The following is a 13,475-nucleotide window of genomic DNA, read 5'->3' on the forward strand; positions in this document are numbered from 1 at the left end:
GGCCTGCGCTTTTCTCAGGCAGAAGGCCGCCCCTGTGCCAATACGTGCTTTTTACAGGGAGAAATGGCTATGCGGGCGCTTGTTCTGGGGACAGCGGGGCACGTGGATCACGGCAAGACCAGCTTCATTCGCGCACTCAGCGGCGTGGACTGCGACCGGCTCAAGGAGGAAAAGAAGCGCGGCATCACGATAGAGCTGGGTTTTGCCAGTCTGGATTTGCCGGGCGGCCGGCGTCTGGGCATTGTGGATGTGCCTGGCCATGAAAAATTTGTGCGCAACATGGTTGCCGGTGCGGCAGGCATGGATCTGGTGGCCTTCGTGGTGGCGGCGGACGAGGGCATCATGCCGCAGACTGTGGAGCACTTCGAGATCTGCCGTTTGCTGGGCCTGAAAGACGGCATCATCGTGCTGAGCAAAATCGACCTGGTGGATGCCGAGTGGCAGGCCATGGTGACAGCCGAGCTGCGGGAATTTTTCAAGGGCAGCTTTCTGGAAAGCGCTCCCATTCTGCCGGTCAACGCCCAGAGCGGCGAGGGCATTGCAGCGGTGCGGCAGGCCCTGGCTGAAAAGGTTGCCGCGCTCCCTGTGGAGGAGGCCTCTGGCCCTTTTCGCCTGCCCATTGACCGTGTCTTCAGCATGAGGGGCTTTGGCACGGTCATTACCGGAACGGCGCTTTCGGGCCGCATCGCTCTTGGCGAGGAACTCTGCTTCTATCCCGGTGGGCTGACAGCCAGAATCCGTGGCATTCAGGTGCACGGCGAGGCGCGGGACATGGCCGAGGCCGGGCATCGCACGGCCATCAATGTCCAGGGTCTGGAGACGGAAGACATCGCAAAGGGCGACATGGCCGCAACTCCGGGCACCATGCTGCTGTCCCGCGTTCTGGACGTGCTGGTGCAGGCCTCCACCGGCGGCTCCAGACCGCTCAGGCACCGGAGCTCTGTGCGTGTGCACCTGGGGACACGGGAGATTCCCGGTCGGGTATCGCTTGTGCAGAGCGAGGCGCTGGCCCCTGGCGAAAGCGGCCTGGCCCAGCTCCTGTTACAGGAAGCGGTGGCGGCCTGGCCGGGCGACCGCTTTGTTCTCAGAAGCTATTCCCCGGCCACCACACTGGCCGGCGGTAGCATTCTTGCCCTTTGGCCTGGCCGGAAAAGAAAGCGGGGTACGGAGCAGAGCCGGGCGCTGGCCGGGAGGACGCTCTCCGTCTATGCGCACGGCACGCCCCAGGCCTGCCTGGCGCAACTGGTGGCGGAAAGCGGCCTGCGCGGTCTGAACCAGGCAGAACTTGCGGCAGCCAGCGGCATCTTTGGCAGGCGTCTGCAAAAACTTTTGCAGGAGCCGCTTGCCAGGGGCGAGATCGTGCAGGCCGATGGCCGCTTGCTGGCGGGCACCGAGACCTTGCGCCTGCAGGAAGACATATTGCATGCGCTGGCCGGTTTTCATAAGGCCAACCCGCTCAAAACCGGCCTGGGTCGCGAGGAGCTGAAAAGCCGGCTGCAGGAGCGGCATCAGCAGGCGGCCTCGCGGCTCCTGGCCCAGCAGTTGGCGGTGCTGGAGCGCCAGGGGAAAATAGCGCAGGAAGGCGGTGAACTGCGGCTTGCGGGCCATGCGGTGCAACTGCAAGTCGACGAAGCGGCGCTGGAGACCGGGCTGCTCGCCCGTTTTCTTGAGGCAGGCCTGCAACCGCCGAATCTGAAGGATGCGCTGGCCCTCTTTCCGGAGGCCCCGGAAAAACAGGTCCGGCAGGTGCTGCAGCTCCTGGAGCAGCGGGGTGACCTCGTGCGGGTCAACGAGACGCTTTTCTTTCATCGCGACGTGCTGGCGGGCCTGCAAACACGGCTTGCGGCCTTTTTGCAGGAGAAGGGCGAAATCGATGCTCCGGCCTTCAAGGAGCTGACCGGCCTGAGCCGCAAGTTCCTCATTCCGCTTCTGGAATACTTTGACCGCATCAAGCTCACCATCCGCATTGGCGACAGGCGGGTTCCGAGAAAGCAGAGCGGAACAAAGAGCGAGTGATCGCTCCTTGGTATTGGCGCCTTGCCTGTACCATTGGGTACGACTCGTATGCAGTCCCTTTTCTGTTCCCCTTTCCAGTCCCGGTCGTTGCTGCCCGGAAAGCGGGGCCTGCCCCGGTGCGGCCCATGCGACCCTGTCGCCGGCTTTGGCGGAAGAGGGCGGCGTGCAGGCAGCAGCCAGGCAATCGGGGCTTCATGAAAGCCGACTGTATAACCGGAGGAGCGCTGAACCCACCCGGTCCTTGCAACCTGTTTGCCACCTTCAGGCGCGGAACATTGGCAGCGGGAGGCTGCCCCCTGTTTGGCAACTGGACTGTGAGCCCAAATCGTTACCACTACAGGCTGTTCGATTTTCTTTGTGATTTTATGAGAGAGCAGTGATGAAAAACAGTGCATGGATCACCGTGCCGTATGCACATTCCCTGGCTGGACAGGGGCCGGAGAGCTGGGAGCCGCTGGAACGGCATGGGCAGGAAGTGGCAAGGATGGCAGCGGGCTTTGCCGCTGCCTTTCATTCGGCACAGTGGGCGGAACTGGCAGGGGAGCTGCACGATACGGGCAAGGCGCGGGCTTCGTTTCAAAAGTACCTGCAGTATGCCAACGGCCTTTTGGACAGCGCCTGTGATGCCCCGGAGCATGCACACTCCGGCGCGGGCGCCTGCTGGGCAGCGGCAAAGCTCGGGCTGGCCGGCAGGCTTTTGGCCTACTGCATTGCCGGACACCATGCGGGCCTGCCGGATTTTGCCGGTGGCATCACGCCGAACGGCGCATTGCAGCAGCGCCTGGGGGAAGATGGCAAGGTGCTTGCCGAGCCGGCGCTTGCGGCATGGATAGCTCGGCATGAAGCCGGCTGGCTGGCCCGCAGGCCGGGGCCGCCGTGGCCCTTCAAGGATACTGATGTCAGCTTCTGGTTGCGGATGCTCTTCTCCTGCCTGGTGGATGCCGATTTCCTCTGCACCGAAGGCTTTATGTCGCCTGCGCAGGCAGCGGCACGTGGCATCTACCTGCCGCTTGCCAAACTGGCTGACCTGTTTTTTGCCAATCTTGCTGCAATGCAGCAGGCTGCGGCATCGACCGAAGTCAATCGTATCCGGTCTGAAATCCGAGCCGCCTGCGAACAGGCGGCGCACGAAGCGCCGGGCCTCTTTTCACTCACCGTGCCTACCGGCGGCGGCAAGACCCTCTCCGGCACGGCCTTTGCCCTGCGTCATGCGCTCAGGCATGGCATGAAGCGTATTATTTATGTTATTCCTTACAGATCTATCATCGAACAGACCGCCGACGTGCTGCGCTCTTTTTTGGGCACGGACAATGTCGTGGAGCACCACACGGATCTTGATCCGGACAAGGAAAGCCAGGCCTCGCGTCTGGCGGCCGAAAACTGGGATGCGCCCATCATCGTGACCACGACGGTGCAGTTCTTCGAGTCACTGTACGCCTGCCGCTCCAGCGCGTGCCGCAAGCTCCACAACATCGCGGACAGTGTGGTCATTCTGGATGAAGTACAGCTCCTGCCCCCGAATCTGCTGTGGCCCTGCACAGAGGCCATGGCGCAACTGGTCAGCCATTATCGCACGACCTTGGTGCTGGCCACCGCAACCCAGCCCGCGCTGGCGGTCAGCGGGCCGCTGGCCCAGCAGTCCTGCCGGGAAATCATCCCCGATCCGACTGCTCTCTATGCCCGGCTGAAGCGAACGGAAATCGTGCTGCCCGATGATTTGCAGGCGCGCAGAAGCTGGGAAGAAATCGCGGAGGAACTGCAACAGTACCCGCAGGTGCTCTGTGTGGTCAACACCCGTCCCGACTGCCGGAAACTCGCAGAGCTGGCGGGAGAAGACGTGGTCTATCTTTCCACCTGGCTCTGCGGTGAACACCGCTCGCAGAAAATCAGGGCTGTCAGGGAACGACTCAAGGCCGGAGCGCCGGTACGGGTGGTCAGCACGCAACTGGTGGAAGCAGGCGTGGATCTGGACTTCCCGGTGGTGTACCGGGCCTTTACCGGGCTGTCGTCCATTGCCCAGGCGGCCGGGCGCTGCAACCGCGAAGGCCGGAGCAAGAACCCAGGCCAGGTGATCGTCTTCATGCCGCCAAAACCCGCACCACCAGGGGTATTGCGCAAGGCCGAAGACGCCTTTATCGGCCTGCTGCAATCGGAGTGCCCGCCTTCTCCTGATGATCCGGACAGCTATCCCCGGTTTTTCAGGGCCTTTTATCAGGCACAGAATGACGATGGCAAACAGACTTTTACCCGCATGCTGGTACGTGATGCCCGCACCTTTCAGTTTCAGTTCCGGGAAGCGGCTGCAGCTTTCAGGATGATTGAGGAGGATAGCGTGCCTGTTCTGGTCCGCTTTGGCGACAGCGACCAATGGATCAGCCAACTGCGCGCCCTTGGCCCAAAGCGCGAGCTCATGCGCCGCCTGCAGCGCTACACGGTTGGCGTGCCCCGCAAGTTGGTGCCGAAACTTTTAGGCAATGGCCTCTTTGAAGAATTGCCGCCCGCCGGTTCCGGCCTCTATGTACAAACCATGTCATCGCTCTACAGTGAAACTTTCGGGCTGAACCTTGACTTGGAGGCACTGAATCCCGGAGAATTGATCATCTGAATCAGGGAGGAGAAAGCCATGAAAGGTTTTTGTCTGGAGGTTGCAGGCGAATTTGCCTGCTTTACCCGCCCGGAGATGAAGGTCGAGCGCGTGAGCTATGATGTCATCACGCCTTCGGCTGCACGGGCTATTTTCAGCGCCATTTTGTGGAAACCGGCCATTAATTGGCGCGTCACCAGGATCGAGGTGCTCAACCCGATTCGCTGGGCAGCCGTGCGGCGCAACGAGGTGGCCAGGATTGCCTCGCCCGGCGGCAGCGGCATTTTTATCGAGGACGAGCGCCAGCAGCGGGCCGGCTTGCTGTTGCGCGATGTCCGCTACCGGCTCCATGCGGAGTTTGACTTCATTCCGCCGGAAAAGCGTACCAGAATTCGCAATCCCGCGCCGGAGTGGCTGACGGACGAGGAAGAAAAAGCACTGTACCGGCAGTCTGAGGTCCGGCCTGATGAAAAGGCCGCCAAATACGCGGCCATGTTTGCCCGCCGCGCCACAAAAGGGCAGCATTTCATGCAGCCATACCTGGGTTGCCGCGAGTTTTCGTGTTCCCTGGTGCGTCTGGTGGAGACGCCGGAAAACGAAGCCCCGCCCATTGCCGAGAGCCGCGATTTGGGCTTCATGCTCTACGACCTGGATTATTCCAACGAGAAAGACATCAAACCCATGTTCTACCGGCCAGAGATGAAAAAGGGCGCGATCGATGTGCCGCCGCCCGATTCCCCGAAGGTGCTCCGATGATTCTTCAGGCCCTGAAAGACTATTACGACCGCAAGGCCGCTGACCCGGAATCGGGTATTGCGCCGCCGGGCTGGAGCGCTAAGGCCCTGCCCTTTCTCATTGTGCTCAATGCCGATGGCAGCGTGGTGAACATTGAGGACACGCAGGAAATGGACGGCAGAATGAAACGAGCAAAAGTGTTTCTTGTGCCGCAGGAAGTCAAACGTTCATCCGGGATTGCTGCCAATTTTCTTTGGGACAACGTTGAGTATGTGACTGGCACTGTCTGCAAGGGCAAAACGACCCGGGTAGCACAGCAGTTTGCGGCTTTTCGGGAGCGTCTTGCATCTCATCAGACCCTGCCTGCCATTGACGCGGTGCTGCGTTTCCTTGCCCGACCGGACATTGACAACGCGCTCTCCCGCTTCCCCGCATGGGAAGAGGCCAAGAAAACCTGCGCCTTTCTTTCCTTCAAACTTGGCGCGACGGATACGATCATTTTTGCCGACCCGGCAGTGAAGGCTCTGGTGAACCGCATGGCCGCACCAACGGGCAAGGCGCAAACAATCTGCCTGGTTTCCGGTCAACAGGATGCTGTGGCCAAGCTGCATCCGGCCATCAAGGGTGTTCAGGGCACGAATACCACTGGTGGCAATATTGTCTCGTTCAATTTCCCGGCGGTCTGGTCTTTCGGAAAAGAACAGGGCGCAAACGCTCCGGTCGGTGAAGCTGCAGCCTTTGCTTACACTACAGCGCTCAACACGCTTTTGGGCAGGGATTCAGCTCAAAAGCTGCGGGTGGGTGACGCCACCACCGTATTCTGGGCCGATCGGCCCTGTACCTTTGAAGATGAAATGGCTGCCTTTTTCGCCGAACCGCCCAAAGACGATCCGGATGCGCTGACAAACCATGTCGCGGCCCTGCTGCAATCAGTGGACAGCGGCGCATTTGCCCATGATGACGAAGCTACCCGTTTTTTCGTGCTGGGTCTCTCACCCAACTCCGCCCGGATTGTCATCCGCTTCTGGCACGCGGGTACGGTGGCGGAACTGGCCGGCCGCTTTGCCGGGTATTTCCGCGATCTGGAACTGACGCACGGCCCCAGGGACAAGGATCACCTTTCCCTGTGGCGGCTTCTGGTTGCCACTGCCGTGCAGGGCAAAACGGAAAATATCACGCCCAATCTGGCCGGCAACTTCATGCGCGCCATTCTGGAGGGCCTGCCTTTTCCCGAAACCCTGTTGGCGGCGGCGGTTCTGCGCTGCAAGGCGGAGGGTGAAGTCGGTTATCCACGCGCCAAACTGATCAAAGGCTGTCTCAACCGCAAACTGCGCCTCAATAACCCCAACCAGGAAAGGAGTCTTACCGTGAGTCTGGACAAGGACAATCCCAATATCGGCTACCGGCTCGGGCGGCTGTTCGCCACCCTGGAAAAAATCCAGCAGGAAGCCAATCCCGGTATCAATGCCACCATCCGCGACCGTTTTTACTCCGCCGCTTCGTGCACACCGCTGTCCGTATTCGGCAATCTGATGCGCCTCAAAAATCATCATCTCGCCAAACTGGAAAACGCTGGCCGCAGGGTCAATTTCGAGCGGCTGATTGGTGAAATTGTCAGCGGTTTTCCGGCCTTTCCCGCGCATCTTTCGCTAGATGACCAGGGCCGTTTTGCCATTGGCTACTACCACCAGCAGCAGGATTTTTTCAGCAAAAAAGTTGAAAGCAACTAACCGGGAGAAAAAACAGTCATGAGTACCGAACTGCAAAACCGCTATGATTTTCTGCTTGTTTTTGACGTAAAAGACGGCAATCCAAACGGCGATCCGGATGCAGGCAATCTGCCGCGCGTGGATGCCGAAACCGGCGAAGGACTGGTCACCGATGTCTGCCTGAAGCGCAAGGTACGCAATTATGTCCAGCTAACCAGGGCCGGCCAGGAGGACTATGATATTTTTGTCAAGGAAAAGGCCATATTGAACAACCAGATTGCCCAGGCCTACGCCGATCTGGGCATCAATCTGGACGAAGCACCAAAAAATCCCAAGGACGGGGCCAAACGAAACACCAAGGGGCAGGGGCAGGGTTCTGAAGTGCAATCCGCACGGCAGAAAATGTGCGCACGCTATTATGACATCCGGACCTTTGGGGCGGTCATGTCGACAGGCGCCAATGCCGGTCAGGTGCGCGGCCCGGTGCAACTGACCTTTGGCCGCTCCGTTGACCCGATTGTGACGCTTGAGCATGCCATCACCCGCATGGCGGTGGCGACCGAGGCCGAAGCGGAAAAGCAGGGCGGCGACAACCGCACCATGGGCCGCAAGAACACGGTGCCCTACGGGCTCTATGTGGCGCATGGCTTTGTCTCGCCAGCCCTGGCGCAGCAGACCGGCTTTGACGAGGATGATCTTGAGCTGCTTTGGCAGGCGCTGACTGATATGTTCGAGTATGACCGTTCCGCCGCCCGCGGCATGATGGCAACGCAGAGGCTGATCGTGTTCCGTCATGACTCGGCCCTGGGCAACGCGCACGCGCATAAGCTCTTTGAGCGGGTGAACATCAGCAGGAAAGAAGGTGTGGCCGTGCCACGCTCCTTTGCCGATTATGTCCTCAGCATCAGGCGCGAGGGCCTGAGCGGCGTGGAACTCATTGAAAAACCGTAAAGTGCGCCCTTGCCCGTCGCGCCTTGTGGCCAGCAGGGGCGGCAGGCAAAAGCTCGAGCCACCACAGCCGCAGGCATATCATGGACGAAGCCGATTTCATCCCCCTGTCCGCACTCCAGCACTATGCCTTTTGTCCGCGGCAGTGCGCGCTGATCCACCTGGAGCAGGTCTGGGCGGAAAATGCGCATACGGTCGAGGGCCGGATCCTGCACGAAACGGCCCACAGCGGCGAAAGCCGGATGCGGGACGGCCTGCGGCAGGTCACGGATCTGCCGTTGAGGTCTCAGGCCCTGGGCGTGAGCGGCCGGGCGGATGTGGTGGAATTCCACCGGGAAGGCTCGGGCTGGCGGCCCTATCCGGTGGAATACAAAAAGGGTGCGCCCAAAGGTCATGCCGGAGCCGACGCCGTGCAGCTCTGCGCCCAGGCCATCTGTCTGGAAGAAATGCTGGGTCTCTGCCTGAGCGAAGGGGCGGTGTATTACGGCGAAGCGCACCGGAGGCGCCTGGTCGCGCTGGATGCGGGACTTCGCGACAAAACCGCTGCAACTGCCCGGGCGGTGCACGAGCTGCTGGCAAGCGGCCAGACGCCGCCACCACGGAAACAGCCCCATTGCCAGTCGTGCTCGCTTATGCAAATCTGTATGCCGGAGCTGGTGGCTGCGCCGCATCGGGCAGCGCAGTATCTGCACAGCCTGTGGCATGAGCCATGAAACGCCATCTCAATACGCTTTTTGTCACCACCCAGGGCGCCTGGTTGTCCAAGGACGGCGAGTGCATCGTCCTGAGTCTGGAAGGCAGGGAACTGGGCAGAATTCCCATTCACACGCTGGGGGCCCTGGTCTGTTTCGGCCGGGTGATCTGCAGCCCCTTCTTACTGGATCACTGTGCGCAAAACGGTGTGACCGTGTCGTGGTTGACGGAACATGGCCGCTTCATAGCCACTCTGCAGGGACCGACCACCGGCAATGTGCTCCTCAGGCGGGAGCAGTACCGGCTGGCAGACGATGAAGCGGCAGCAGCGGCTTTGGCCAGGGCCTTCATCACCGGCAAAATCGCCAACTGCCGCACCGTATTGCAGCGCAGCCTGCGGGACCGCCCCCAGGATCATGGGGATGGCTCGCTGTCTCAGGCCTGCGAGGCTCTGGGGCGCTGTCTCCGGCGCCTGCCGGGAACCGAGTCGCTGGACGCGCTGCGCGGGGTGGAAGGCGAAGCGGCAACGATCTATTTTGGCGTGTTCGACCGGCTGCTCTCGCCGCAGGTGCAGGGAATCCGCTTTACCGGTCGTAACCGAAGGCCACCGCAGGACGAGGTGAATTGCCTGCTGTCCTTTTTTTACGCACTTCTGGTCAATGATCTGCGCGGCGCACTGGAAGGGGTTGGTCTGGACCCGCAAATGGGCTTTCTGCATCGCCTGAGACCCGGCCGGCCCAGTCTGGCCCTGGACATGATGGAGGAATTTCGGCCCGTGCTGGCCGACCGGCTGGCGCTCACCCTGCTCAACCGGGGCCAACTCAGGGCCCGGGATTTCGAGCATACGGCATCTGGCGCGGTGCTGCTCAGGGAGAAGGCTCGCAAGGAGGCGCTGGTGGCCTACCAGGAACGTAAACGGGACGAGGTGCTGCATCCCTTTCTCAACGAGCGCATGACCTTGGGCCTGCTCTGGCATATGCAGGCCAGGCTTCTGGCCCGCTGCATTCGTGGCGAGCTGGACGCTTATCCGCCCTATGTCATCAGGTGAATGATGCTGGTTCTGGTCAGTTACGACGTCAATACGGAAGATGCGGCCGGCCGGCGGCGACTCCGCCGTATTGCCCGGAAGTGCTGCAGTTGGGGCCAGCGGGTGCAGTACTCGGTCTTTGAATGCAGCCTGACGCCAGCCCAGTGGACAGCTCTGCGCGCCGCACTGATCAGTGAGATGGACGAGGACAAAGACAGCCTGCGCTTTTACTTCCTGGGGGCATCCTGGCGTGGCAAAATCGAGCATGTAGGTGCCAAACCGGCCTACGATCCGGAAGGGCCGCTGATTTTCTGAGGCAGGTGAGGCAGCCTTTATCAAGGAAAAGCCTTGGGCACTGCTTCCCGGAGACTCAAATTTGCCATGGGGCTGTTGACCAGGACTGCGGGAACCTGAAGCTGGCTCAATTGCATGGGGAGGTCCACGATCAAGATAATAGATTGAGATTGCAACGTTTTTTTTGCTAAGACCCACAAAGGGGACAGGATGATCTGCGTTTTGTCGCCGGTTCCCCGCAAAGATCTCCAAAACGCATATGATTTTGCGGAATTATCACCGCAACCGTCGCCCCTTCACAGGGGCGTGAATTGAAACCTGTCGCAAGGGAGAGGGAACAGGATGGCTATCCTGTCGCCCCTTCACAGGGGCGTGAATTGAAACCCAAAGACAATCAAGCATTTCAAAATCTCGATTGGTCGCCCCTTCACAGGGGCGTGAATTGAAACATCATGTACGATATGCATGCTGAAGAAGCAAAAAGGTCGCCCCTTCACAGGGGCGTGAATTGAAACTATGCTTGTACTCGAAAAGAACGGGTACATCATAGGTCGCCCCTTCACAGGGGCGTGAATTGAAACGTGTAGTACCTGTCAGCACAATACTGGCACACAAGTCGCCCCTTCACAGGGGCGTGAATTGAAACATCGGCTCCTGGCAGACCCTCTGGGAAGTCCTGGACGTCGCCCCTTCACAGGGGCGTGAATTGAAACAAAAAGCGTGTGGACAGGTGTCATACCAGGCGTGTCGCCCCTTCACAGGGGCGTGAATTGAAACCGTGGACGAGTCCGCCTACACACTACACCAGCGCGTCGCCCCTTCACAGGGGCGTGAATTGAAACATTTTGCAAAGTCCAAATCTCCGTTTTATCCCTCGTCGCCCCTTCACAGGGGCGTGAATTGAAACGTATAAATCGCCCCCAGGTATAACCACCCACCATGGTCGCCCCTTCACAGGGGCGTGAATTGAAACTTTGGCAGTGCTCCAACCAGCGGAGCACGCGGATAGAGTCGCCCCTTCACAGGGGCGTGAATTGAAACCCCTAATAACTCATAAAAAACCTCCTGCGGCCACAGTCGCCCCTTCACAGGGGCGTGAATTGAAACACCGTCGTGCCGCGATGGGTTTGAACACGACCTCCGTCGCCCCTTCACAGGGGCGTGAATTGAAACCTCGCCATCATCTCGATCCTGGTGGCGCTCTGCAGGGTCGCCCCTTCACAGGGGCGTGAATTGAAACGACGAGCTTGCAGCGGTGGCGGATCAGGAATGGCTGGTCGCCCCTTCACAGGGGCGTGAATTGAAACTGCACCCCGATTTTCCGGGCCATGCTGGACGCCGCGGTCGCCCCTTCACAGGGGCGTGAATTGAAACCTGCATCGTGCCTGGGACTGCCATGATCTGACGCGTCGCCCCTTCACAGGGGCGTGAATTGAAACCCGGCCCTCTGTGGCCAGTTGTGCCGGGGTGCGCGTCGCCCCTTCACAGGGGCGTGAATTGAAACCCAAATGGCGGCCCGGCGAGGTCAGCGTTACGCCCAGTCGCCCCTTCACAGGGGCGTGAATTGAAACAATTTTTGAATTAATCCATAATCCTAGTAAACTAGTCGCCCCTTCACAGGGGCGTGAATTGAAACCACCCTGAAGATGATACAAAGTGATATTGCACAACCGTCGCCCCTTCACAGGGGCGTGAATTGAAACACATATCAAGAGATGAAAAGTATGCAGGATTTAGCGTCGCCCCTTCACAGGGGCGTGAATTGAAACTTGGAAGACAATCCTAACTGGTACTGCACGGAGCGTCGCCCCTTCACAGGGGCGTGAATTGAAACCCGAAAAGAATTTAATTACCAGCCAGTATATACAGTCGCCCCTTCACAGGGGCGTGAATTGAAACCTGAATTTGCTCATAAACAACACTACTCATCCGACGTCGCCCCTTCACAGGGGCGTGAATTGAAACCCGTTTGTCGGAACGGGAAGTTCCCATTCCACCGTCGCCCCTTCACAGGGGCGTGAATTGAAACGGACTGCTCTATGTACTGCTCCCAAAGCCAGTCCCGTCGCCCCTTCACAGGGGCGTGAATTGAAACGCGAACATATTATACCTCCGGCGGGTAGCCCCGCGGGTCGCCCCTTCACAGGGGCGTGAATTGAAACAGTAGGTCCAAGAGTTCGCCCATGGTTTGGGCGAAGTCGCCCCTTCACAGGGGCGTGAATTGAAACATCTCCTTGGGCTTATTGCCCAAGGAGATACGGGGTCGCCCCTTCACAGGGGCGTGAATTGAAACGCCCATGGTTTGGGCGAACTCGTTCTCAAGCGATGGTCGCCCCTTCACAGGGGCGTGAATTGAAACAAAAATTTGAATTAATCGATAACGCTAGCTTGCGTCGCCCCTTCACAGGGGCGTGAATTGAAACCCGGAACCTTTTTATAAGTTATTTCAACTCGTAAAGTCGCCCCTTCACAGGGGCGTGAATTGAAACTTTGATGTTTTTCCGGACTGCGTCGGAAATCCCGGTCGCCCCTTCACAGGGGCGTGAATTGAAACCCGGTACTGGGAATCCCAGGCCCGGGAATTCCCAGTCGCCCCTTCACAGGGGCGTGAATTGAAACCTTCTCCCAAACAGAGTAAACGAGAAAAAGAAGCGTCGCCCCTTCACAGGGGCGTGAATTGAAACGCAGGTGCTTAAACGCAATTATGGGGGGCAGTTGGGTCGCCCCTTCACAGGGGCGTGAATTGAAACCACGCCCATTAAATTCGAGGGCCGGCTCCTGCAGGTCGCCCCTTCACAGGGGCGTGAATTGAAACTCTTTGGTTCACCCATGCACGTACGGACAAGGACGTCGCCCCTTCACAGGGGCGTGAATTGAAACTTTGTATCCTGTTACCATTATATATAGTGTACTTGTCGCCCCTTCACAGGGGCGTGAATTGAAACACGAGTACCGGATGAACCAGGACTTGCCGATTCTGGTCGCCCCTTCACAGGGGCGTGAATTGAAACTTTTGCTTGTGACTGTCACAAGCAATCATGGGACCGTCGCCCCTTCACAGGGGCGTGAATTGAAACACGATATCGATCGGGCCTGTGCATAGTGTGGTGGGTCGCCCCTTCACAGGGGCGTGAATTGAAACTGCGCCTGTACCTGTGCCTGTTGCTGCACCGGAGGCGTCGCCCCTTCACAGGGGCGTGAATTGAAACAGCCCCGGAGGAAGACTGGTGATGGCGTCGGAACGTCGCCCCTTCACAGGGGCGTGAATTGAAACCTTTGCCATAAAACCAAAGCACACCGAGAAGTTGTGTCGCCCCTTCACAGGGGCGTGAATTGAAACCGCGCAATGCTCACACCATACTTGCTCTCCTTCATCGTCGCCCCTTCACAGGGGCGTGAATTGAAACTTGATGTACCAGTCACTGTGCTTCATGGTAGTCTCGTCGCCCCTTCACAGGGGCGTGAATTG

Annotated in this window: 8 protein-coding genes and 1 CRISPR repeat array (1 of these 9 only partly in view); all 8 genes read left to right on the top strand. The window is 59.3% G+C overall.

Annotation, left to right across the window (positions count from 1 at the left end):
- Positions 1-69 precede the first annotated feature (69 nt).
- The 8 genes from selB to cas2 all read left to right on the top strand — a co-directional run bounded on the left by selB (position 70) and on the right by cas2 (position 10,027).
- Positions 70-2,016, top strand: coding sequence for a selenocysteine-specific translation elongation factor (gene selB / locus CAY53_RS07440; protein ID WP_104936580.1), 1,947 nt, complete (start codon positions 70-72; stop codon positions 2,014-2,016).
- Positions 2,017-2,395: 379 nt separating this feature from the next.
- Entirely contained in the window at positions 2,396-4,621 is a 2,226-nt protein-coding gene (locus tag CAY53_RS07445; RefSeq protein ID WP_104936581.1) for a CRISPR-associated endonuclease Cas3'', read from the top strand.
- A gap of 18 nt (positions 4,622-4,639) precedes the next feature.
- A complete protein-coding gene (gene cas5c / locus CAY53_RS07450; protein WP_104936582.1) occupies positions 4,640-5,356 on the top strand; it encodes a type I-C CRISPR-associated protein Cas5c in 717 nt (238 codons plus the stop codon).
- Entirely contained in the window at positions 5,353-7,065 is a 1,713-nt protein-coding gene (gene cas8c / locus CAY53_RS07455) for a type I-C CRISPR-associated protein Cas8c/Csd1 (protein WP_104936583.1), read from the top strand. The genes cas5c and cas8c overlap by 4 nt, the downstream gene beginning before the upstream one ends.
- 18 nt (positions 7,066-7,083) lie before the next feature.
- Positions 7,084-7,995, top strand: coding sequence for a type I-C CRISPR-associated protein Cas7/Csd2 (cas7c, locus tag CAY53_RS07460; protein ID WP_104936584.1), 912 nt, complete (start codon positions 7,084-7,086; stop codon positions 7,993-7,995).
- A gap of 80 nt (positions 7,996-8,075) precedes the next feature.
- Positions 8,076-8,705, top strand: coding sequence for a CRISPR-associated protein Cas4 (gene cas4 / locus CAY53_RS07465; protein ID WP_104936585.1), 630 nt, complete (start codon positions 8,076-8,078; stop codon positions 8,703-8,705).
- A complete protein-coding gene (gene cas1c, locus CAY53_RS07470; protein ID WP_104936586.1) occupies positions 8,702-9,733 on the top strand; it encodes a type I-C CRISPR-associated endonuclease Cas1c in 1,032 nt (343 codons plus the stop codon). Before cas4 ends, cas1c begins: the two co-directional genes overlap by 4 nt.
- 3 nt (positions 9,734-9,736) lie before the next feature.
- Positions 9,737-10,027: a CRISPR-associated endonuclease Cas2 gene (gene cas2, locus CAY53_RS07475; protein ID WP_104937486.1), complete on the top strand. Its 291-nt coding sequence runs from the start codon at positions 9,737-9,739 to the stop codon at positions 10,025-10,027.
- Positions 10,028-10,293: 266 nt separating this feature from the next.
- A CRISPR array of direct repeats spans positions 10,294-13,475; the repeat unit is 31 nt; unit sequence GTCGCCCCTTCACAGGGGCGTGAATTGAAAC; it runs 2,544 nt beyond the window's last position.

Origin of the sequence: Desulfobulbus oralis (assembly GCF_002952055.1) — a bacterium.
In the GTDB taxonomy this organism is placed as follows: domain Bacteria; phylum Desulfobacterota; class Desulfobulbia; order Desulfobulbales; family Desulfobulbaceae; genus Desulfobulbus; species Desulfobulbus oralis.

Excerpts from the sequence above, each read along its gene's own strand:
- selB (WP_104936580.1), top strand. The coding sequence starts at position 70 with ATGCGGGCGCTTGTTCTGGGGACAGCGGGGCACGTGGATCACGGCAAG.
- CAY53_RS07445 (WP_104936581.1), top strand. The coding sequence starts at position 2,396 with ATGAAAAACAGTGCATGGATCACCGTGCCGTATGCACATTCCCTGGCT.
- cas5c (WP_104936582.1), top strand. The coding sequence starts at position 4,640 with ATGAAAGGTTTTTGTCTGGAGGTTGCAGGCGAATTTGCCTGCTTTACC.
- cas8c (WP_104936583.1), top strand. The coding sequence starts at position 5,353 with ATGATTCTTCAGGCCCTGAAAGACTATTACGACCGCAAGGCCGCTGAC.
- cas7c (WP_104936584.1), top strand. The coding sequence starts at position 7,084 with ATGAGTACCGAACTGCAAAACCGCTATGATTTTCTGCTTGTTTTTGAC.
- cas4 (WP_104936585.1), top strand. The coding sequence starts at position 8,076 with ATGGACGAAGCCGATTTCATCCCCCTGTCCGCACTCCAGCACTATGCC.
- cas1c (WP_104936586.1), top strand. The coding sequence starts at position 8,702 with ATGAAACGCCATCTCAATACGCTTTTTGTCACCACCCAGGGCGCCTGG.
- cas2 (WP_104937486.1), top strand. The coding sequence starts at position 9,737 with ATGCTGGTTCTGGTCAGTTACGACGTCAATACGGAAGATGCGGCCGGC.